Raw genomic sequence first — 23,208 nt, 5'->3', positions numbered from 1 at the left:
AAACTATATTGCACTCTCAACAGCCCGTTTTTTACGGGCTGTTTTTTTGCTCTTTTTCCCACGTATGCGAGATAAAAATATAGTGGAATAAGGAATGCCTATTTACCAAACGCTGAACAACTTTTTTTGACAAAACAACTTGTCGTCCATATAATTGTTATAACAACTAATTAATTTCAAAGTATCCCTGTACGGAAAATAGAAAGGAGTACCATATGAACAATTTGCCTCCCGATTGTTCTATTGGGATGTTGCTCGGGATTACTCATCGCAAAATGAGTCAACAGCTCTTGCATCGTCTTAAACCTTATGATATTTCCCCAGAGCAATGGTCGGTTCTGTACCAAATCTATCAGGCCGAGGGTTTAAATCAGAAAGAAATTGCAGCTAAGGCTGTAAAGGATCAGCCCACCACGACCCGTATTATTGATTTGTTGGACAAGAAGGGTTGGGTGCGGCGTGTGAATAGCCCACAGGACCGCCGGGCCTATTTGCTTCATTTGACTGAAGCAGGCCGGCAGCTTGTGGAGGAGACCCTCCCCGTCGAACGCGATGCCAACCACGATTTTGTAAAAGGAATTTCCTCTGCTGATCTGAAGCAATTTCGCCACATTCTTTTACAAATTCATACCAACATGACCGAATCAGAAAAACAAGGAGAGAACGATTAATATGCAACAAGGCAAGCAACCTCTTTGGACCAAGGAATTTATCGTTCTTACGGTTTCCAATTTATTTTTGTTTCTGGAACTACAGATGATTGTGTCTTCCATTCCTTCCTATGTGAAAATTGCATTCCATGCTACCTCCGTGCAGGTCAGTCTCGTTACAACTTTGTTCGCATTAAGCGCAATTGTCGCAAGGCTTTTTTCTGCCCGTATGCTGGAAAAGGGACATCGCAGCGCCCTGATTTTCGTTGGACTGCTGCTTGCATTAGCAGGAACGCTGGGATACAGTGTTTCACCGACAATTGCGGTACTCCTGCTCATGCGTATGCTGTTTGGGATTGGCTTTGGTATGAGCAGCACCGCCTTTCCAACAATGGTTACTGACGTCATCCCTCCCAAACGTCTCGGTGAAGGAATGGGATTTTTTAGTTTGTCCACTAGTTTAGCGATGTCTATTGGCCCAACCATCGGTATTTCGATGCTGCAATACGGCAGTTTTAATCTGCTTGCCTATTCGACTTCCGCTGTCATTGTTGTCATTTTCCCTCTAGCTTACTGGCTCATTCGCACACTACCAAAGGGGCACATCGAACCACCTATGGTTCCTTTGGAAGAAGGGCGCAAACCGGCATTCAACCGTAAGTTGTGGATTCCCGCCTTGTTGAACATGTTGATGTCTATCACCTATGGCGGGTTGCTCGGTTTTATGGCGCTTTACGGAGATGAAGCTAACCTGGCGCATCCAGCTTATTTTTTCCTGTTTAATGCAGTATCCGTACTGATCGTACGCCCCTTCTCGGGCCGAATATATGACAAAAAAGGGGCAAAGGCACTACTTATCCCCGGTTCGCTGTTTCTCATTGGCGGTCTGATCCTGCTTTCCTATGCACACAGCGACGTCTTTATGTATCTGTCTGCTCTTTGCTATGGTATCGGGTTTGGTGTTATGCAGCCAACGCTACAAACCTGGATGATTCAGGTCGTGTCACCTAAACAGAGGGGCATGGCAAACGGTATGTTTCTCAATTCCCTCGATTTCGGGGTCGCAGCCGGAGCGCTTATCCTTGGTATTATCGCCAAAGCCAGTGATTATGCATGGATGTATCGTCTTTCGTCGCTGTTTGTTGTGCTGTTCTTACTCATTTATGTCATTCAGATCATCGCAAGCCGCAAGCCTAAATCAAATGTCTCTCTGGAGGGATAAGACTATTCTTTAGAATGAGTACTAATCTCTACTTGCTCAAATATCAAAAGCACCCATTACCATGGTTATCATGGGCAACGGGTGCTCTTTTCATTTCTAACATATTCACTTTTAAACAGATTTTTTATTTCGCTGGAGTCTTGTGTCTTAGCTTAGAAGAAAGAGGCTTTTCTCGGGACACGTTTGTCATGCTCTTTTTCACATGTATACGGTCACTGGACTGGTCGCCTGCTGGTTCATCCTGCTCTGGCTTGACCGCAAACAGCATCAGCAGAGCTGCAATCCCCCCCACTGCGGCCATGACGCCAAAAAGCACACCATGCCCACTGCGGCCAATCAGCAAGGATACCACCGGAGGACCTAAAGATACCCCGACAAAGCGCATGCTGCTATACAAGGATGTGATGGTTCCGCGCTCCTCTTTTTCAATTCCCTTGGTAATCAGGGCATCCAAGCAAGGGAGTGCGAGCCCGATACCGCCGCCTCCTAGCGTAAACAGACCAACCACTGCATAAATATGTTGAAAAAATCCGAGAATGGCAAAGCTGATCGTTAATATGGCCAAACCTCCGAAACCGATCCATTTCATACGTTTTTTGTGCTTGCCAATAATCTTGCCACCCAAATAAGAGCACAGACAGAGGGAAATAAGCGGTATAGCCAGCACAAAGCCCTTCCAGACGCCATGGAGGTTATAGCGACTTTCCAAGATGTCGGATAAGTAGAACAAGACGCCAAAAATGACAAACATACAAATACCGCCCATAGCAAAAATAGCATAGAGCCAGCGTCCTTTTTCGGCAAGCACCTGCTTCACATTTCCCACAAATTCTCGAAGCATAATCGGTTGATTCTTACGCTTGGGCACATGGATGAGCCAAATCACTAAAATAAGCGAAATCAAACAGAGACCCGGAATCACTGCCAATGGCAAAAACCATAGGACGGCTCCCAACGCAGCACCGAGAATCGGACTTAATACTTTACCGAATGTGTTGTAGGTTTCGACTACCCCCAGGTTTTTGCTGGCTTCATCCTCATTCTCATACAGGTCACCCACAAGCGGAATGACAATAGGAAAAGCCCCCGCCGCTCCCGCCCCCTGAAGTAGACGACCTGCAATAATGGTCCAGTATGCTGCCAGGTCATGAAGCAGCCATGCTCCCACCGCAGAAATGCCCCCTCCAATCACAGTCAGAATCAGACAAGGAACAATCACTGCTTTACGGCCAAATCGATCAGATAGATAGCCCGCAATCGGTATTAGTAAAATGGCCACGACCGCATAGACTGTAATCAACATGCTAATCTGAAAGGAGCTTACATGTAGCTTACGTCCGATTTCTGGTAAAACAGGAATCAACATGGAATTGCCCAGCGTCATCATCAGTGGGATGGAACCTAATGCAACCAGATTCCCTTTATTTTGTTGCATCCCGTTACCACCTTTGCAAAAGTAATAACACAGCTGTTCAGATTCATTCAACAGATGTTATTGTGTTTACATTGGTGGAAATTTATACGGCTATACTTTAAAACCACCGACCCTTGCGTTCAGTAATTGCGACATATCCGCCAGAGTATGAATGGACGATGCAATTTCCTCCATGGAAGCCAGTTGCTCTTCAGCCGCCGCACTGACGCTTTGGGTTCCTCCTGCCGTCTGCTCCGCTACTTCACGTATGCGTTCCGCCGCCTTCACCATTCGCTCTGATCCACCGGACATTTGTTCTACAGACCGGTTTACACTGTGAATCTGCTCGCTGACCTGTTGAATGGAACTTCCAATCTGACGAAATGCGGTTTCAGCGGATTGCATGACCTTTACGCCAGATTGCACTTCAATTGTTCCAGACTGCATGGTTGAAGCGACATGCCCAACATGCTCCTGAATGTTTTGCACAAACTGTGTGATTTCTGCTGCTGAAACCGATACCTGATCGGACAATCTTCTTACCTCAGAGGCCACCACAGCAAATCCTTTGCCCTGTTCTCCCGCTCTGGCTGCTTCAATCGACGCATTAAGCGCCAGCATTCCGGTCTGTTTGGCAATTCCGGTAATAACAGATCCGATCATGCCAATCTGCTCTGCCTGTTCACTAAGTGAACGCACAGCACGTGCAGAGCTGTCTACACTATCGCTTACCTTTTCCATCTGACGCATAGCCTGACCTATAGATTGTTCCCCTGCTACTGCATCTTTAGCGGCTGTATCAGACAATTCATATACCTGCTCACTAGTGGCAGCAATCTGTTCCAGCTCGTAGGCAAGTTCTTTCATGGTATCTGTAGTTTGTGTAATATCATCGACCTGATGCTCCATACCCGTCGCAAGCTCTTCCATGACACCGGAGGTATGACGATTGGCCTGATTCATTTCCTCAGTACTAACGTTAACACGCTCTGCGGTTACCGTTAATGTACGAGCCGTATCCTGAGCATCCACAATGATATTGCGGAACCCTTCAATAAGCTTGTTGTAGGAGCTCGCAATCATACCGATTTCGTCTTTGGACGTAATATCCAGTCTACTTCGCAAGTCTCCTCCACCTTGAGACATTTGCAACAACTGCTCATTCATATGGTGTAATGGACGAATCGAACGAATCAAAACGATAGATTGAGCAATACTATAAATAATAACCAAAAGCCCTACAATGCTTGTAATCAAAGTTGTATTCGTCATCGTTTGGTGCGCCTGCTGTACTTTTACCGTTACCATCTCTTCTTGAGCTTTGACGAATGCGATCACCTTGGTATCAAGTTGCTTACGCAAAACCCGCTCGTTTTCAAAATCATCGAGCAATTCAGAAAATGGCGGGAAGCCATCATCTCTCGTACTCTTATACCCCGCTGTAGTCAGTAGACTATGAACCTGATTCATATAGGTATTTATCCCTGTTTTGAGATCAGTCATCTTCTTCTTTGTATCCTCATTGCCTGTATTGAGCAGGACTTCTGTCTCCTGTAACAACTTTGCAACCTCACTCTGCTTGTTTCCGATCTCGTTCCCATACTGTTCGTCACGTGTCAGCAAATATGCCCGCTCATCATTGGATATCCCGTTTAACAAAAATTGAAGAGACTTGGAGTTATATGCAATCGTCTCTTCACGATTCATAATATCTTTGTACTCGTTCTCACTATGTACACTTAAAATGTAATTGGTCAGCAGCATGGCAGCAATCACACTTGGGATCAGTATCGCGCTGAGAATCATTTTGGCCTTAATTGTTAAGTTCATGAATTGGTCCCCCAGTTGTTTCAAAATAAAATGTTCAACTTACTATATATCGTTTTATTGGTCTGTTTTTTTAAATGAAAGTGAAAAAGTGTATAGATTTTTAAATATATTTGTGTCTTTTTAGTGAACATATATATATTTATCAATATCAAAAAACAAAAAAATTCAAATTAGGGAAAAAGATAAGAACTATTATCCGTTTGTACTTGTCGGATTCGGATGGTTAAAAATGATATACTATGTAATGGTATGCTAAAAGCCTCAAGGAGGAACTGCATGAAAAGTCTGGAGCTCAAACCGCTTATTCACGTACTTAACGAGTTGGAAACCCGCAGCTGTCTTATTGAGCAGCAGGGAAACATGATCATGGATTACTACCGTGAACCTCAAATTGCCAACCAACTCTATAAAATAAATTCCTGTACCAAGAGTGTGATTTCCGCATTAGTTAGTATTGCTATGGATCAACGACTGGTACCCAAACCAGAGACACCGATCCTCGAATTTTTCCCCCAGTTGGCCAAAGATAGTGACCCTCGAAAGCGTGATATTACGATTGAACACCTGCTGACGATGTCTGCTGGCTTTAACTGGACGGAATTTGGGGGACAAAATTCTTTTCCTACCATGAGCAAAACGTCTGATTGGGTGCAATTTGTGCTTTCACAGCCATTATCGGATTTACCAGGTACGCGAATGGAGTACAGCTCTGGCTGTTCTCAACTTTTGGCCACCTTGCTGCGTTCTGCCTCTGGACAAGCAGTTGCTGAATTTGCCGAGGAGCAATTATTCCAGCCGCTCGGTATCGATAACTATCATTGGGAAACCGATCCGCAAGGTACTCACACCGGAGGCTTCGGGCTGCATCTCAGACCGCTGGACATGCTTAAATTCGGGCGACTTTATCTGAACGAAGGAAGCTGGGAAGGACGGCAGATCATCCAGACGGAGACCGTCCGATATTCGACTCGTCCATTTCTTCCAGCCTCCAAACCACAAAAAGCATATTACGGCTGTCACTGGTGGGCTTCTTCCTTTTCTAATGAAGAGACAGGAACGGAAATAGACTATTTTTACGCACTCGGCTTTGGTGGGCAATATATTATTGTGGTCCCGTCCTATGACTTGGTAGTTGTCCTCACGGCTGACACATATAAAAAGAAGCGGACTCCTGTGGATATTTTCCGGCAGTACTTTATACCACTCCTACTTCAGCAGAATGCATAGGGTTTGATATCAAAGCTAAAGTTGAAGATATGATCGGAATGACACATCAAAAAGGGCCTGCCTGTTTTTGTATCAGGCAAGCCCCTTTTTTCGCAATATAATCGCTATATTATAATCTATCCATCTACAGATGGACTCCTGACCTAGCCCAAGTGAATAGTAAGCTCTTGTTGTCCGCTGGAGGCTGGTGTAATGATTACCCCCTGTTCTCCTGCCAGACTGCTGCCTTCCTCCACTTTAACATCCTCATGGATACCGCGCAGTACCAACGACCACGGTTTAACGGCACCTTCTGCCTTCACCATAATGACAGAATCCTTGCGACTGGCAGTAACCGTGAGCTCTTCTTCGCCTGATGTATTCACGATAACCGAACGAGCCTGTTGCCCTTCGCCGAGCTCAAACAAATGAAGCGCCACTTGATCTGCATAATCATAATCCGGACGACGATCCTCATGACCGATGGCCAACAATGTGTTTGGCTTCACGAGCACAGGTAAGGTTGTAAAATCATAATGCTCGTTGACCCAACGACCGCCAGACACGGTTTCATTCGTTAGCAAATTCGTCCATTGTCCCTCGGGTACATAATAGTGTACATTGCCTTCTTTATTAAAGATCGGGGCTACCAAAATGGAATCCCCCAGCATGTATTGTAAATCCAGCGTTGCACAGGTAGGGTCCTGCGGGAATTCCAATACCATAGCCCGCATCATCGGCAGTCCCCTCACCGAGGATTCCACAGCAGAAGCATACAGGTGTGGCATCAGCGAGCATTTGAGTTTGGTAAAGCTGCGCACCACGTCGACTGACTCTTCGTCAAACAGCCAAGGAACACGGTATGACACATTTCCGTGTAGACGGCTATGGGAGGATAACAGTCCAAACTGTACCCACCGTTTGTATAAGTCCGGCGCAGCCGTTAGTTCAAAGCCGCTAATATCATGGCTCCAAAAGCCAAAGCCACTCAAACCAAGCGATAATCCGCCCCGCAAGGATTCTGCCATCGACTCATACGTGGACGAGCAGTCTCCGCCCCAGTGAACTGGGAACTGTTGTCCCCCTGCTGTGGCAGAACGTGCAAATAATGCGGCTTCATTTTTGCCCAGCTTTTCCTCCAGCACATCAAACACAGCTTTGTTGTACAAATGCGTATAGTAATTGTGCATTTTCATTGGATCAGAGCCATCATAATAAACTACATCCGTTGGAATACGCTCACCAAAGTCGGTTTTGAAGCAATCCACGCCTTGATCGATTAGCACCTTCAGCTTATCCTGATACCAGGCGACTGCAGCCGGGTTCGTGAAGTCAACCAGCGCCATCCCCGCCTGCCACATGTCCCATTGCCACACGCTGCCATCAGCTGTTTTGACCAAATAGCCATTCTCCATACCTTCATCGAACAAAATGGACTTTTCTGCAATATACGGATTGATCCATGCGCAAATTTTAAGTCCTTTAGCCTTCAATCTCTGTAACATACCTTCCGGATCTGGGAACATATCTTGATCCCACTGGAAATCGCACCATTGGTATTCCTTCATCCAGAAGCAGTCAAAATGGAATACCGAGAGTGGAAGATCCCGTTCAGCCATCCCGTCGACGAAATGGTTTACTGTCGCTTCATCATAATCGGTCGTAAACGAAGTGGTCAGCCACAAACCAAAGGTCCAGGCCGGTGGCAATGCAGGTTTGCCTGTCAGCTTGGTATAATTGTCCAGTACCTCCTTAGGATTAGCTCCACCAATAATAAAATACTCTAACGATTCGCCAGCAACGCTAAACTGTACCTTCGAAACATTTTCCGATGCAATCTCGTAAGATACCTTTTCCGGATGATTGACGAATACACCGTACCCTTTATTGGATAAATAAAATGGAATGTTTTTGTATGCTTGTTCACTGCTGGTCCCGCCATCTTCATTCCAAATATCAACGACCTGACCATTTTTCACGAACGGAGTGAAACGCTCTCCAAGACCGTATACGTACTCCCCGATGCCCAGCTCCAGCTGCTCCCGGAAAAATGGCTGGTCCTGTGGGTCCGTAATATAGCCCGGTCCCCGATGCCCACTGCCTGTGACTTTACGATCCTTGACATAAAAGCCTACGTCCCAGCTCTTTCCACGACCGACTCGCACACTGAGATCACCGCTTTTCAGCACCGCTACATCCTCACCCACCGTAATATCCACCTCTGTCGGCAAGGTATGAATTTCAAAGTCTGGCCCATGATGCACCCGTCCCTTATGGTGGTTCAGACGCACCCGAATAACATTCGGCATGGGAGAGCTGTAGGTCGCTTTCAGTAACGCTCCGTTCAGCGTATCGCCTTTGTGTTCAATCCCGTGAGTCGCTGCATATACCGTCATGGAAGCATCATCCGTCACGATATCACGGATTTCAGCAGGATTTTGTATTTCATAGCCCTTGCGAACCAACCAATAGCCATCAGTAAATTTCATCTGTCTCTTCCTCCATCTCGACTTTTATATTCCTTGTTCCCAAATCGCTGATTGGATTTTTTCGAAATCCTTACTATAATAATATTGATTTATGTAAGGGTTTACTTCTTTTATTTTGACGTTTAGTATCAATATTTTGATGTTTTCTATATAAATCAGTGTGCCGAAAGGAATCAGTGAAATGCAAAGGGAAATGTTAAGAGAAAACCGTATTCACGGCAATCCCATGTATCCAGTCAGCGTGTATCCGAGCGTAGAGCAATTGAACGGAAATAGTATATTGGAGTCCCATTGGCATGAGGAAATGGAGTTTATCGTAGTGGAACAGGGGAGCGCTGTATTTCAGACAGATATGGTCTATACGGAGGTTAGCGAAGGTGAAGCCTTTTTTGTAAACAGTGGCGAGCTTCACGCCGGTTATTTACAAAAAAGTCCTCGCTGTATATTTTCTGCAGTGGTGTTTCACCCGGATATGCTGCACAGCCGCACGCAAGATACAGTTCAGACACAGTTTATTGAACCATTTATCAATAAAAAGCTCGTCCCTCCCCCTCACATTCGCGGTGTGCAGCCTTGGGAGCAGGAGCTATTGACCGCGTTGAAACGTATTATCACTAGCCATGAACAGAATGCGCCTGCCCGTGAACTGGCGACCAAGGCGCAGCTCTATAGCATAATTGCCTGCCTGTTCCCACACATGATTCCGGCTGACGGAGAAGACGTGGTTATGGCGAGTCAACGCAACAAGGTCGAACGGATCAAAAAAGCACTGGCGTACATCAACAGTCATGCGCATGAGCCCATTCGTTTGCGAGAGATCTCAGATGAGGTTGGTATGAGTGAGGGACATTTCTGTCGTTTCTTCAAGCAGATGGTGCAGAAGAGCCCGGTTGAATATATCAACTATCAGCGGATTCAGAAGGCTTGCAGGTTGCTAGAGCAAAGCGACCGCAAAGTAGTTGATATTGCGCTGGATGTGGGATTTGAAAATCTTAGCTATTTTATTGCAACCTTTAAAAAATGGAACGGTCTGACTCCTTCGCTATACCGCAAGCAGCACGAAGCAGATCAGGCGCTTGCTGTCCCTGCTATAACAGACTAAAAAGCATGATTTTGATTTGAATAGAAGCCAGTAAAGTTACAAAAAGAAAGAACGAACGGAAGATCCAGTTCTCCGTTCGTTCTTTCTTTTTGTTATACATGTCCAATTCACCGAATAAGCAAATCATTTATTTTTTGGCTTCATAAGTATAAGGACAATTTTTTTTCGTTTAATATAGTAGAAGATATAGCCTCCTACTCCTCCTAAAACAGAGGGAATTAACCAGCCTAATCCTACATCATATAACGGAAGAATTTGAGTAAAAAAGTCATTAATTACTTTGATTTTGATTCCAGCAGCATTCAAGCCATCAAATAGACTAACAATGAAGGTTAATATTAAACTGCCTTGATATACTTCTGACTTTCCTTTAAACACAGAATGTAAAAATGTTAAAAATATTAGAGAAATAGCAATAGGATATATTGCAATTAACACGGGCGTCGAAACCTTAATGAGCTGTGTTAAACCTATATTAGCTACAAGGATACTAAATATAGATAGCATGAGAGCAATTTTTTTATAGGATATTTTCGGGAATAATGTATGAAAAAAGGAAGAACAGGACGTAATAAGCCCTACGCTTGTCGTTAAACACGCTACTGTAATCATTAAGCCTAATAAAATGGAACCATAAGATCCAAAATAATAGGATGAAACCTTGGCTAACACCTCAGCGCCATTTTCTAAAACACCCAATTTTTCAACACTAGAAGCTCCCATATAGGCAAGAGACGTATAGATAAAAGCTAAAAGTACAACCGCAATCGTTATCGATTTGGCACAAATAATCATTAGCTCTTTTTTGGCAGTAACTCCTCTTTCCTTAATTGCATTCACAATGATAATTCCAAAAATAAAGGCTACAAGTGCATCCAATGTTAAATAACCTTCTTGAAAGCCTTTGAAAAAGACGTGCGAAGTATAGCCTCCGGCAGGTGCTTGGAATGCTCCGATGGGGTGAACAAGAGCTACAACCACCAGAATCCCAATGAATGTTAATTTAATGGGTGTTAAAAACTTTCCGATGACATCAATAATTTTTGTAGGGTTAAGTGATAACAAGCATGCAAGTCCAAAAAAAAGAATGGTAAATACAAAAAGTGCGACAGGATGATCTGTATGGTTTGAAAAAAAAGGTTTTACTCCAATTTCAAACGACACACTACCGGTTCTTGGAATTGCATATAAAGGACCAATGGCTAGATAAAGGATCGTTGTAAAAACAATCCCGAATACAGGATGTACACGACTCGCTAAAGTTTGTAAATTGCTTTTGCCCGAAAAAACAAAGGCAGTGATGGCTAGTAACGGTAAGCCTACTCCGGTAACCAAGAAACCCGCATTGGCTATCCACACATTTTTTCCAGCCATTTGACCAAGCATAGGTGGAAAGATTAGATTCCCTGCACCAAAAAATAAGGCAAATAGCATCGATCCTATAATAATAATAAAGGACGAAGAAACACTTTTTGACATCATAAATCCTCCAACCATGAAATCACAACATTTTGTTATCATTCATTTTCTTTTTATTTTGTTTACTACATGTTAATAGAGCATAGCAGCACCAAGTTGGGATAGCCATCCGCTAACCCTTCCCGACTGGTGTAGGAACGTTATTCAAGATGTGGGTTTCGATCACTCATCATTACACAATACTCTATATACGTTCATGGTTTCAAGTAACTTTGTACTTGCGAAAGAACCACTTCATCCCCTTGCTTTAGCAATTATCGTGCTACCAGTATGACCATGTCAGCCAGACCTTAGAACAATTTCGCTCATTTCCATGTTTTTCCTCCCGCTAAACATGTGCTCAATGAACTATAAAGAATTTTACACGTAGGACTTATTTCTTACAAGATGAGAAAAGCTCTGTACAACCCAACTAGCAATTGATTGCAAAAAGCACAGGAAATCTTGGGAAAATGCCCTATGGATTCAATTGAATCGTCCTTACAATTAATAGTACAGACAATGCTTAATGACGTTATCAACATATTGAGCAGCTACAATTGGAAAGGGTGCTTAAACATGAGGAATTTGGCAAAACGCAACTACTGGTCTTTGAGCGTTTTTAACTTCGCGTATCTGTTTACATGGTCTGCCGCCATGTCTTTTTTTGTCATTTGGCTGGGACAAAGCCTGGGGATTTCTGAAACCTACACAGGTTTTTTATATGCGGCTAACTCAATCGTCGCCTTGATCATGCAACCCCTATTTGGTTACTTATCCGACAAGCTGGGCTTGAGAAAACATCTGCTGTACATACTCTTTACAATTCTTTTGCTCGTCGGGCCTTTTTTTATCTATGTGTACGGTCCATTGCTTCAAACGCAGTTCGTCATTGGTGCCATTGTCGGTGCACTATTTATCGGCCTCGTGTTTAATGCAGGTAACGGTGTCGTCGATTCCTATATGGACAAAGTGTCACGCAAATACGGGTTTGAATACGGACGAGTTCGTATGTGGGGCTCACTCGGATGGGCGGCCGCTACTTTTGTTGCGGGGCGAGTCATCAATATCAATGTGAATCTCACCTTCTGGATTGCCTCCGTATCCGCTGTTGTTGCCATGATCTGTATCTTCCTGACCAAAGTCGAAATTTCTGGACAGGAGCAGCAGAAAACTGAATCATTGAAGCTCATTGACGTACTGCATCTCGTACGCACCACAAAGTTCTGGTTTTTGATGCTATTCATGGTTGGCGTGACCCAAATTTATGAGGTATATGACCAACAATTTGCCACCTATTTCGTATCTCAGTTCAGTTCCAAAGCAGAAGGAAATCAATTCCTTGGCGACTTAAGTGCTGTGCAAGTATTCCTGGAATTTGTGTTCCTGTTTGTTACCCCATGGTTTGTGAACAAAACGACTGCCAAATGGGCATTGATTATTGCCGGAGCGATCATGTCGTTGCGTATTATCGGTTCATCACTGCCGTTCGGTTCCATATGGGTGGCTGCGATGAAAATGATTCACTCTCTGGAGAAACCGCTGATTCTGGTCGCCATCTTCAAGTACATTACCGTCAACTTTGACCAGCGCTTATCGTCCACCATGTACCTGCTGTATCTGTTTATGGGCTCTCTGGTGGTATCTGTTTTCTCGCCTATTGTCGGACATATGTATGAAGTTCTGAATTTCCCGATCACTTATGTTATTTTGGGTTCCATTGCAGGTCTGTTCACCCTCATTTCCTGCTTTACGCTGACAGCTGACAAGAAAAATGGAGAACGATACCTAGAGGAACGCCGTAAACAGGATCTGAAAAGAGCTTCTAAAAAAGCTGAAGCAGTTCATTCATAAATATAAGTAAATTAATTCCAACACAAGAGTTGAATATAACAGCGGTAGTCGAGGACTTGTTTTTCTCGTCCAAGACTACCGCCAATTTACTTTAAATTTTGAATACAGACACCGTTTGATTCATCTCTTCCGCCCGCTTGGCAAGCATGTTAGCACCTGCAGACACTTCCTGCATGGAAGCGGTAGTTTCCTCGACTACGCTTGCGACTGTTTGAGTAGAATCGGCTGCACGTTCGGAGATTTCGGCAATTTTCTTCATTGATTCCACCATAGAAACGGTTCCCTCATTTACGGATCTTGCTTCTACAGCCGCAGTGTCTACCTCACTGCTCACCTCTTCAACGGCACCGACAATTTCAGAAAAGACGTTACCGACACCTTCGACAAGCATCATACCTTCATCTAGTGATTGAACACCTTCATTCATCGAAATTACAACTTCGTCTGTTCTTAATGCGATTTCGTTGACCAGAGAGGAAATCTTGCCGGTTGCTTCACTTGCTTGTGCCGACAAATTGCGTACTTCATAAGCGACAACTGCAAATCCTTTTCCCTGCTCTCCTGCTCTTGCAGCTTCTATACTCGCATTGAGTGAAAGCAAGTTGGTTCGGGCTGCTATATCACTGATCATAGCTGTGATCTGTCTAATCTCCGCAGATTTTTCTCCTAAAATATTTACCACTTCAGCGGATTGAGTTACCTTGGTATGCACATCTCTTATTTGAGAGACAGTGGAAGACATTTTGGTTTTCCCACTGGTTGCTTTTTCTTGTGCTTGGAGTGTGAGATTAGCTACATTCACAAATCGATTGGTTATGTTTTCTACACTTTTAGAAACATCTACTGTGTAATTCAGCGTTTCAGCTATATCTGCAAGCTGTGTCTGTGATCCCTCTGCGACTTGAGTGGCACTTATAGCTATCTGCTCGGTAGCAATGCTTGTCTGTTCTGCACTGGCCGTTAACTGTTCAGCCGTAGAAGCAACCAGTAAGGAATTATCCACAACTTCCTTTAAAAGGTTACGCAGTGAATCGCACATTTCATTAAAATCGGATGCCAATTCCCCGACCTCATCTTTGGATCGGACCTTAAGGGGTTCCACTTGCAGGTTCCCCCTTGTTACCAGCTTTATCTGTTCCGCTATTTTTAATATAGGCTTAGTGAACGATTGAGCCAGTAAAAAAGAACCGATAATTCCCAGGATCGTACATATGGTAGTCAAAGAAATCATCAAAATTCGGCCTGAATGGTAAGATTGACTCGATTGATTAGCTGCATCCGTAGCATACTGCTCATTAAGTAGCTTCAGTTTATTTACATCGTCTAAGGCTGCCTTATAAACAGAGGAATTTCCATGGATGATCATGTAGGCCATCACCTTGTCGTTTTCTTCCATGGCCGCAGAAACCACCTTTAGATGGCGAAGATACATTGCCCACTGACCATAAAAGTCGGTGAACAATTCTTTTTCCTCTGCCGTTGAGGCTAAACTTTGATATTTATTAACACTCTTATCCATTGAAGCTGTAGCTTTGGTTAGTTCTTCTTGATAAGTGCTGCGAACGGCTGCATCCTCTTCGATTATCATTCGAACGGTGAGTCTATCGATTTCTGTAATCTGCTTATCCATACCTTGAAGAAGAATGACCGCAGGTAAAGACCTGTTATTTACCTTATCAGAAGCCTCTCCCATTTCCGACATCTTAATGACGCCTATAACACTTGAAAGGGACAGTACGATTACCAGTATGAGCGCTGCACTAATTATTTTTTTCTTTAACGTTAATTTAAACACCCTTATCTTCCTCCCGTGACTGTCTCTTATCATCCCTGCTGAGCTTTCCAGTATATGCGTATTTGGCGCAACAGCTCTATCTTATCTATCTTTCCACTGAGGTAGCTTTGGATAGATGCTCCTGTGATGCCCCCATGGTCAGGTGGAAGGGTTGCCATGAACGGCAGCGTCTTTCCGCTCGACATATATGACTTGATCGATTTACTCAAGGGATCGGAAGGCACCAGGTCAATACTCTTGAACGCCGGTATAACATTGGCCTTGTTAACCAAAAGCTCCTGTCCAGACTTTTCGTATACTAGCCAGTTTAAAAATTTCTTAGCTTCCTCTTGCTGCTGCGGCGTAGTAGCTGTGGAGTCGATGAATACATACTTTGTCACACCAACTGTGATTTTTGAATTGTTGGGATCATCCGTATTATCGTTTAACGGAAGAGGCAAAAAACCGTATTCCTCATTTGCCGTATCATTGGTCTTTATTCCATTCCAAGCCCAGTTGCCCATAAACCAAAGCCCTACCTTGCCCTCTCCCAAAGCTTTGGCTCCATCTTCATACGTACTGTCCAAAGGCGAGTGCTTGTTGATGTTGTTATCCTTGAGCAGATCTAAAGTTTGTACCCATCCAGACATTACATTGTTTTGGGACATATCGATGGAGTTACTCTGCATACCTTTAACAAACTCTGGAAAACCCCCAGGTTGAACAGAATAAGCCAGAGCTAGAAGATGAGAGCCGAGAGACCAGTCCATTGGTGAGAGCATGACCGGTGTTACTCCCGATTTCTGAATTTTAACCATTAATGAATTTAGGCTGCTTCTACTATTGACCGAGGAAGCATCAAAAGCCCCCCCTGTTGCTTTGTCCAGCACTTTCTTATTGTAAATTAATCCATAGCCTTCAACTGCAAATGGAAACCCTAGCACAGCATCATTTTTCTTGACAGTATCAAGTCCATGTTCTATCGTATCGGCAACCCATTTTTCCTTACTTAAATCAACAGCTTTATCCAGAAATGTCTGCGTGTCGCCCGGATCAAGCATTGACATGGTAGCAGGGCTTCCTGAACCGTACATCGACATCAACTTTTGATATGCAGATGTCCCCTCAGGAGCGGTTATAATTTCTAAAGATACTTCAGGATGCTCTTGATTGTATTGTTTTGCTACTTCTTCTAATTGGGTTTTTATTTCAGATTTAGAGTTCAAAAATGTAATCTTGGTCGTCTGCTGTGATACTGGTGAAGCTGAACAACCTATAAACATCATGAAACATGCTAGAGAAATCGCAACTTTTAGCTGTATTCTCATTAACTTTCCCCCTAAGGATTTACTTTGTAAATTTTATGAATAATATTCAATGTTATCGACATAATTCTCCAGGAAGATTAGAAGTTTTTGGTTGGTAAATATCGGAAGTCAACTAAATAGTACAAACTGGTTGTTACGTTAAGTTAATGACTAGAAAACGCAACAAATTTTATCCAGTCGCGTCTGAATATGAGGGAAAGTTATTGTGTAACAAATTTAATCAAAAAAGGGGCTATCTTTGATGAACAAAGCATTCTTCAGTTTTTTTCTCGCTTTCTTTTTATGTATTTCATCGTCCACTACATATGCAGCACAAAATCAAATCAAAATTGACGGTGTGGCTATTGCGACCGATGCGAAGCCAGAAATGAAGAACAGACGTACAATGGTACCTTTACGTGTTATTAGCGAAAGTTTGGGGGCTAGCGTCGAGTGGTCCAATTCCGAGGTTATTCTCGCTAAGAGCGATATGAAAGTAAAGTTAGCAATAAGCAGAAGCTCAGCGGAGAAAAACGGTAAAACGATACTGCTTGATGTAAAACCATATACGAAAAATAACCGCATATATGTTCCACTTCGTTTTATTGCAGAGACGTTTGGCTGCAATGTCAATTACAGCAACTATACAGTGACGGTGGATACTAAACCATTGTTCATAAACGGTGTACAAGTAAAAGCACTTCAACAGGAATACCATATGATATTGGGCGGCGTAGTTCAGCAAATTCATGGCAATGCATATCATGAAACCATTTATAATATTTTCACAAAAAACAAAGGTGAAAAGGTCGAAGCACCTGAAAACTATTCTTGGAGCTTCACTATTGACACACCTGGGTCTTATTATAAAAATGCACAATACGATTTTTTAGATCAAAAGGGGAAAAGCTTAGCTCGTTTTGATGTGTATTCTTTAATCCAGTCCTTTCCTTCCGAACTTTTAGTCGGGTATCCCAAGTTTTTGATTCATGACGTATCCAAAGATGTGTGGTACTTGTTTAGCGATAGCGCAGCAAAATCTGTTGATCAGTTAATTAATAATGCAACAAATAATGGATTTCTGAAGGTTATAAGTAATACAGTTGCATAAAGTGGTTTTTCTGATTATCATTTTCAAAAGATAAAAGGCGAATTCCCAGCTGAATAAAACAGCATGGGAACTCGCCTTGTTTAAAACCTGTACAAGCTCAACTCCTACTTTTACATAATAAAAGATACGGGGAGTTATTTGTCCATCTGTAGCATTTCGGACTCATAGGACTGAAATGCATTTTCCATCCCCATTACTACATCTTTAATCTTCATATATCCTTTGGTATACGGCTCCGAATCACGAATTTCTTCCCACATATAGTGATATTGCTTCATATCCTCCGTTTCACATACGATGAAATCCGTATAGTCCTTTCCGGGCAGTGCTTCTGCATCGAAAAAACGAACCTGAACATGTTCGCTGTACTTCTGAATACGAGCCTGCAAGGCCCCCGCATGTTTACGGCGTTCTTCCCGAGGAAGAGCCAACCAGGAAGGGTAGAATTCCAGTAATACAATCATCATATAACGCATATGCCTATCTCCTTTTTAGTGAAACTTGAATGGATTTATCGTTATTGTACGCTGTTTGTCTGCCATGCCGCATTAACATAGGTTAATGCGGATCGCTGCGCAGCAAACGACTAAGTGAGACGGGGGACACACCTAGGTATGAAGCTATATGGTATTGTGCAATTCGTTTGTCCAAGCCGGGATATTTGAGAAGAAAGGCATCATAACGTTCCTTAGCAGAAAGATACAGTAATTCACGTTCCCGTTCCTCTTTTCGAATATATAGTCTTTCTACACTCTTGCGCACGAACCTTTCCCACATATGGCTTGTATCCATAAGCTCCTTCAGTACGTGATATGGAATTTCAATAACAACCGAATCTTCCATTGCCTCTATCGTATAGGTAGATGGTTTACCTTGGACCATAGCGCCATAAGAGGTTACATAATCATCTTCTGGCGAAAAACCAACATTATATTCTCTGCCATCTGCCAATGTATAGAACAAACGGAATAATCCCTCCGAACAAAAATAGGCATGTTTCACAGTTTCCCCCGTTTCAATAAGATATGTCCCCTGCTGAACATGCCTCACGCGGGTTTGCTCTACAAACCTGTTCCAATCCTGATCTATAATCGAGGCTTGATGAGCCATTTTTTCTAATGAACGATAATATAATTGCATCTACTCCCACCTCGAACGTTGATTAAGGAATCAATGATACCTTTCGGACTCTATAAGAAAACAGGGGCTATCCCTCAGGTCTGGGCAGACCTGCAGGATAACCCCTAGGGACGTGTTCTATCAGGCTTCCTCAGCGTCCTCTTCCACGAAAAGAGACACCTTGCGTATACCGTCGGCTCCGATCACGACAAGTCCCTGATCCGACAGACGGATTTCAGGGATTACGACCAGTGCGAGCAACGACAGTGTCATCAGCGCGTTGTTCAGCATGCAACCGGATTGCTGAAGTGCACGGCTGATGCTTTCGGACTGCGCAGCTACCTCTGCAAACGGAGCTGGGGACATCAGTCCGGCGATCGGGAGCGGGAAGCGCGTCTCACCCGAGGCGGATGCGACCACCACTCCGCCACGCAGGGCAACGGCCTGCTTCGCCGCCTGGGTCATGAGCTCGTCATCATTACCAATGACGAGTAGGTTGTGGCTATCATGCGCTACGGTCATGGCAATCGCGGCCGGCTCGGTGAAGCCAACGCCTGTCACAAATGCCACCGCATGGCTGCCACTGGCATGATGCCGCTCGAAAACGGCGATTTTGCACAAATCCTGCGCAGGATCTGATGCAACTTCACCATCACGCACCGGAACGGTCATCCGCACTTCCTTCGTATCCACATGATTTTCCGTGACACGAATTACTCGTACAGGTACATTCCCCTCCTGTACTGGGGCGGCAATACGAAAATCAGCGGCACTCAGCTCTCGCCCCAAATGGACCGTATTCATCACTTCCGCAGGATAAACAAAGCCTTCCCAATCAGCGACCATTTGTCCGTGCTCGGCCACCAGTTGGCCCGCTGCGATGGTAGCCGTCACATTCACTTCAGCCAAGCGGCCATCCAGCAAGATAATATCGGCAATCGCACCGGGAACAATCGAACCAATGTCCCGTGCCACGCCAAAGCGCTCTGCCGTATTCAGCGTTGCCATCTGAAAGGCCGTTACAGGCTTAACACCCTGCGCAATCGCATGACGCACCACGAAGTCCATCTGCCCTTCATGGAGCAGGGATTCCGCGCTGCGATCATCCGTCACCAGCATCATGCGGCGCGTGTCGAGACCCATTTCCGTGCTGGCACGGATCGTCTCGGCCACATCATGCCATGCGGAGCCTTGCCGCATCTTGGCATACATGCCGAGCCGGATACGCTCGGCTACATCCTCGGGCGTAACACATTCGTGATCGCCCGTAATTCCTGCGGCTGCATAAACTGGTAGCCGCCAATCATCAGAGGCCCAGGTAAAATGGCCATCCGCCACTTTGCCGGCGCGAAGCGTGGCCTGAATTTCCCCGATCATCACGTCGTCTCCATAGACGACGCCAGGGAAATTCATAACTTCGCCCAGTCCAATCATATCCGGACCCCAGCTTAGAGCCTCTGCCACTTCCGCCGGGCCAAAAGAGGCACCTGTCGTTTCCAGCTCCGGGCCTGTAGAAGGCACGCAGGAAGCTACCTGCATGTAAGCTGCCAGCGGTGTCGTGCGTGCTTCGTCCAGCATCAGACGAAGCCCTTTTAGACCTAGCACATTTGAAATTTCATGTGGGTCAAAAAAACCGCCCGTCACGCCCAGCGGCAGTACAGCCTTCGCGAATTCAGTTACGGTGAGCTGTGTGCTTTCGATATGACAATGTCCGTCCAGCAAACCTGGTGCCATATAGCGGCCTTCCGCTTCAATGATTACGGTGTCTTCTCCAATTGTATGGCTAACGTCTCTACCGACGTATGCAATACGAGAGCCTTGCACAGCAATAGACATGCCCGGTAACAATTCGCCCGATACCACATTGACCAGCGTTCCTCCGCGGATCACCAGCGATGCCTTGCGCTCCCCTCTAGCTGTAGCTATCAACTCGGGTACACAGTCCGCCAGCGGCGGGCGTTGAAATACACTTTTCATGTCCATTACGTTTGTAACCTCCGTTTATGCTTCTTACCTGTTTGGCTTATTTGCTTATGTTACTGGAATACGCTCAATAATGCCAGCCGCCCCTAAAGAAGGGTCACTTTATTCCACTTTACGGATATACGTCTTCGATTCCTGCGAACTCACGAATGGCGTAATCTCCCCCATGCTATATATATGCAGCAAATGCATCGCTCTCGTACAGGCTGTGTAGAACAATTTACGTTCACTTTCACGCTCGTATTCTTGGGCCGATCCGTCATAAATGAGAACCGCATCAAACTCCACGCCTTTCGCCAGGTAGGCCGGGATGATGTGAATTCCCTTTTCAAAAGCTGGGGTTGTTTTCTTTATTAATTTTGGCTTTACTGGCAGTTCTCCTTCCAGCGCTTCGTAGGCTGCTGCGCTCTCATCAGCGTTTTTACAGATCACCGCGATGGATTCATAGCCCTCTGCCAACAATTTTGTAACATTCCCTGCAATCAGTTGATGCAGCTTTTCACGCGAGTTCACCTCGGTTACCAGAGGCTTCTCACCCTTTCGGTTAAATGGAACAATATGCTCCCCCCCTGCTACCATCCCCCGGGTAAACTCTACAATTTCCTGTGTTGAGCGATAGCTACGTGTCAGGGAAATCATTTCGGTCTGGTCTGCTCCATACAGATCATATAATGGTTCTGCATCCTGAAGCACCGAAGCATGGGCATAGATGGCCTGATTAAAGTCGCCCAGTGCTGTCATTTTAGCCTGTGGAAATAATCGTTTGAAGAAAGCCAGCTGGAATGGTGAATAGTCCTGTGCCTCATCAATAAACACATGACGGATGTTGCTATTAGAACGAAAGCCCAGCATCAGCTCACGCAAATATAAAAAGGGCGTGACATCCTCATATGCTAATTCTCCAGCCTGAATTCGTTTCAGAGTTTGCCGACTAATTTCACTCCAGCTGACGGGTAGCTCTGCATGATTCGACAGTTGACTTAATAACGTTTCGTTCATAAACAGCTCGCTGTATAGACGGGTTGTATCCACAAAGCGAAGTGCCTTAATCCACTTGCGCAGGGGCTTTAGGCGGTCACTGACCACCATACGCGCCAATATTTCTCTTTCACGCGTAAAGTCGTCGAAGGTATCGCCTTTATTCTTGGATTTACGGCGCATACGGTTATATGCACGCTGATAATCCTCGGGCTCCATCAGATCCATCTGCTGGTCCACCCAAGGAGCGGAGCATTCTTCCTTACCAAAGCGGGCCAGCTCTTTGAGCATCCAATCGCGCAACAGCTCCAATCGGTTCGCCAGCCGCACAGCCGAGTCGAATTCATAAAACTTGCTTGCCATTTGCTCGACTGAAATCACCTCACGTCCCTGAAAACGGACAGGTTTAAAACGCATTCCCTCCTGTTCTAGGTGCGCTTTGTAGCCTGTAATCACATGCAAGAACGTCTTGGATGACTTAAAGCGGATCCCTTCCATCCTAGCTTCATACCCAGGCTGTGACGACGCTGATAGCACATATTCCAGCTGCTCAAAAGGATCTTCTAACTGAAACTCCCGGCCCAAACGCCGTTCCAAATATTCCTGAAATGTGGCCTGAAGCATATTTTCCTCACCCAATTCAGGCAATACTGTCGAAACATAACTGTTGAACATGGGGTTTGGCGAAAATAACACGACCTGATCCGCTCGCAAGCGATCTCGATATTTATACAGCAAATACGCTACTCTCTGAAGCGCAGCAGAGGTTTTGCCACTTCCTGCCGCCCCCTGAACAATCAGCATCCGGCTTCGATCATCACGGATGATCCGATTCTGCTCCTTTTGGATGGTTGCGACAATACTTTTCATTTGAGCATCCGAGCTCCGGCTTAATACGGCTTGAAGGAGTTCGTCTCCAATCGTGACACCTGTATCGAACATAAAGCGGATCTGCCCATCACGGATTGAGAACTGGCGTTTGAGCGTCAGTTCTCCGTTCATCTCTCCTGCTGGGGTCTTATAAGAAGCGGGGCCTGGCATGTTATCGTAATAAAGATTCGAAATAGGCGCGCGCCAGTCGTAGATCAGAAACTCCTCATCCTGATTATCCAGCAGGGAGGCAATACCCAGATAAATACGTTCCGCCGTCTGCCCTTCCTCAGCAAAATCAATGCGTGCAAAATAGGGTGAGTCAAGCAACTTTTTCAAACGGCCTAACGCCTCAGTGGAATGCTTGTGTCTTCGTTCCCGCTCAGACAAAATCTCAGACTGCTGACGCAAACTGGTGGACGTCTCTCCCACATCATCCGCCTCACTGAAATTGATCGTTACCTCATCCCAGAAGTCTTTACGCATATCGACGACATCGCCGCGCACAGAACCAACCTCTGTCTCCAGCTTCCGAATACGACCGCTAATTACTGCGGTCACATCTTCTACTCTTCGTTGTTCCTCATTCCATTGCTGCTCAGTAGTCACTGACATCGCTCCTGTTCCGTTTCCTCCTGCTCCGCGCAGGGCTCCCTTGCGTACAAACTATGCTCTATTATGGACCCGGGCATACTCATCGCATCCCCCTGATCCGGGAAAATTGACTATTCCTTTGAAGCATGCTATAATGTAACAAGAAGTGTATTAACAACTTATGCAATACAGTTTTACTATGTAAAACATAGCATCCTCTATTGTAGCAAGTTCAGTCCCTGTTCGC

At 44.9% G+C, this 23,208-nt stretch carries 16 protein-coding genes; 6 read left to right on the top strand and 10 right to left on the bottom strand.

The genetic code is table 11. From position 1 onward, the window contains the following. Positions 1-215 precede the first annotated feature (215 nt). Both ACN6NF_RS09080 and ACN6NF_RS09075 read left to right on the top strand, forming a co-directional pair. Positions 216-671 carry a MarR family winged helix-turn-helix transcriptional regulator gene (locus ACN6NF_RS09080; protein ID WP_013370591.1) on the top strand — a complete coding sequence of 152 codons (456 nt, stop codon included), beginning with the start codon at positions 216-218 and terminating at the stop codon, positions 669-671. Position 672: 1 nt separating this feature from the next. After that, positions 673-1,872 carry an MFS transporter gene (locus tag ACN6NF_RS09075; protein ID WP_474316984.1) on the top strand — a complete coding sequence of 400 codons (1,200 nt, stop codon included), beginning with the start codon at positions 673-675 and terminating at the stop codon, positions 1,870-1,872. Positions 1,873-1,996: 124 nt separating this feature from the next. On the opposite strand, the gene ACN6NF_RS09070 is transcribed toward ACN6NF_RS09075, so the two are convergent. Together ACN6NF_RS09070 and ACN6NF_RS09065 are read right to left on the bottom strand one after the other, a co-directional pair. Continuing rightward, complete coding sequence (locus ACN6NF_RS09070) at positions 1,997-3,307, bottom strand: MFS transporter (protein WP_474316982.1); 1,311 nt, start codon at positions 3,305-3,307, stop codon at positions 1,997-1,999. 90 nt (positions 3,308-3,397) lie between these two features. Continuing rightward, the gene (locus ACN6NF_RS09065) at positions 3,398-5,116 is read right to left on the bottom strand and encodes a methyl-accepting chemotaxis protein (protein WP_474316979.1); all 1,719 of its coding nucleotides are present in this window, start codon (positions 5,114-5,116) and stop codon (positions 3,398-3,400) included. A 276-nt stretch (positions 5,117-5,392) separates the two neighbouring features. On the opposite strand from ACN6NF_RS09065, the gene ACN6NF_RS09060 reads away from it, so the two are divergent. Continuing rightward, positions 5,393-6,343, top strand: coding sequence for a serine hydrolase domain-containing protein (locus ACN6NF_RS09060; RefSeq protein WP_474316976.1), 951 nt, complete (start codon positions 5,393-5,395; stop codon positions 6,341-6,343). Between the two features lie 143 nt (positions 6,344-6,486). Here the strand turns inward: ACN6NF_RS09060 and yicI are convergent, their stop codons facing one another. Then, on the bottom strand, positions 6,487-8,811 hold the full coding sequence (yicI, locus tag ACN6NF_RS09055) for an alpha-xylosidase (protein WP_474316974.1): 2,325 nt from the start codon (positions 8,809-8,811) through the stop codon (positions 6,487-6,489). Positions 8,812-8,992: 181 nt separating this feature from the next. Here yicI and ACN6NF_RS09050 point away from each other — a divergent pair, with 181 nt between their 5' ends. Then, positions 8,993-9,913: an AraC family transcriptional regulator gene (locus ACN6NF_RS09050; RefSeq protein WP_474316972.1), complete on the top strand. Its 921-nt coding sequence runs from the start codon at positions 8,993-8,995 to the stop codon at positions 9,911-9,913. A 123-nt stretch (positions 9,914-10,036) separates the two neighbouring features. On the opposite strand, the gene brnQ is transcribed toward ACN6NF_RS09050, so the two are convergent. Beyond that, complete coding sequence (gene brnQ, locus ACN6NF_RS09045; RefSeq protein WP_474316969.1) at positions 10,037-11,392, bottom strand: branched-chain amino acid transport system II carrier protein; 1,356 nt, start codon at positions 11,390-11,392, stop codon at positions 10,037-10,039. Positions 11,393-11,950: 558 nt separating this feature from the next. On the opposite strand from brnQ, the gene ACN6NF_RS09040 reads away from it, so the two are divergent. Next, on the top strand, positions 11,951-13,225 hold the full coding sequence (locus tag ACN6NF_RS09040; RefSeq protein WP_474316967.1) for an oligosaccharide MFS transporter: 1,275 nt from the start codon (positions 11,951-11,953) through the stop codon (positions 13,223-13,225). A gap of 91 nt (positions 13,226-13,316) precedes the next feature. Here ACN6NF_RS09040 and ACN6NF_RS09035 read toward each other — a convergent pair whose 3' ends face one another. Next, complete coding sequence (locus ACN6NF_RS09035) at positions 13,317-15,020, bottom strand: methyl-accepting chemotaxis protein (RefSeq protein ID WP_474316964.1); 1,704 nt, start codon at positions 15,018-15,020, stop codon at positions 13,317-13,319. Between the two features lie 29 nt (positions 15,021-15,049). Further along, entirely contained in the window at positions 15,050-16,327 is a 1,278-nt protein-coding gene (locus ACN6NF_RS09030) for an ABC transporter substrate-binding protein (protein WP_474316963.1), read from the bottom strand. Positions 16,328-16,568: 241 nt separating this feature from the next. Here ACN6NF_RS09030 and ACN6NF_RS09025 point away from each other — a divergent pair, with 241 nt between their 5' ends. Next, positions 16,569-17,417 carry a copper amine oxidase N-terminal domain-containing protein gene (locus ACN6NF_RS09025; RefSeq protein WP_474316960.1) on the top strand — a complete coding sequence of 283 codons (849 nt, stop codon included), beginning with the start codon at positions 16,569-16,571 and terminating at the stop codon, positions 17,415-17,417. 134 nt (positions 17,418-17,551) lie between these two features. Here ACN6NF_RS09025 and ACN6NF_RS09020 read toward each other — a convergent pair whose 3' ends face one another. From ACN6NF_RS09020 to helD, 4 genes are all read right to left on the bottom strand, one after another. Then, the gene (locus tag ACN6NF_RS09020; protein WP_474316959.1) at positions 17,552-17,893 is read right to left on the bottom strand and encodes a darcynin family protein; all 342 of its coding nucleotides are present in this window, start codon (positions 17,891-17,893) and stop codon (positions 17,552-17,554) included. An 82-nt stretch (positions 17,894-17,975) separates the two neighbouring features. Then, a complete protein-coding gene (locus tag ACN6NF_RS09015) occupies positions 17,976-18,557 on the bottom strand; it encodes a Crp/Fnr family transcriptional regulator (protein ID WP_474316957.1) in 582 nt (193 codons plus the stop codon). A 120-nt stretch (positions 18,558-18,677) separates the two neighbouring features. Then, positions 18,678-20,519: an adenine deaminase gene (locus tag ACN6NF_RS09010; RefSeq protein WP_474316955.1), complete on the bottom strand. Its 1,842-nt coding sequence runs from the start codon at positions 20,517-20,519 to the stop codon at positions 18,678-18,680. A 102-nt stretch (positions 20,520-20,621) separates the two neighbouring features. Beyond that, positions 20,622-22,982, bottom strand: coding sequence for an RNA polymerase recycling motor HelD (helD, locus tag ACN6NF_RS09005; protein ID WP_474316951.1), 2,361 nt, complete (start codon positions 22,980-22,982; stop codon positions 20,622-20,624). Positions 22,983-23,208 lie beyond the last annotated feature (226 nt).

The organism is Paenibacillus sp. TSM33, assembly GCF_056099025.1.
Note: the sequence above shows the minus strand (reverse complement) of the source record. Positions and strands in the feature narration are given on the sequence as shown.